A 242-nucleotide genomic window follows, 5' to 3' on the forward strand; every position below is an offset into this window, starting at 1 on the left:
ACAACGATCACCTATACCGCAGATCAGCAAAAAGGTAGTGTCAGCTACGTTGATGATACGACCGGCAAAACTTTAAAGACGGATTCAATTTCAGGAACAACGGGCTCGAAATCCAGTTATAGTACCAGTGGCAGCATTGCGGATTATAAGAAACACGGGTATGAGTTAGTTACTGATGGCTATCCAGCAGATTTGACATTCGACAATGATGACAAAACTGCTCAGAACTTCACGGTTCACTT

At 43.0% G+C, this 242-nt stretch carries 1 protein-coding gene; it reads left to right on the plus strand.

Translation table 11 applies throughout. The features are described 5' to 3' along the window. Window positions 1–242: mucin-binding protein (locus D9V42_RS14945; protein ID WP_208639106.1), on the plus strand; the 242-nt coding region annotated here is incomplete at both ends.

Origin of the sequence: Staphylococcus pseudoxylosus (assembly GCF_003697915.1) — a bacterium.
Classification (GTDB): Bacteria; Bacillota; Bacilli; order Staphylococcales; family Staphylococcaceae; genus Staphylococcus; species Staphylococcus pseudoxylosus.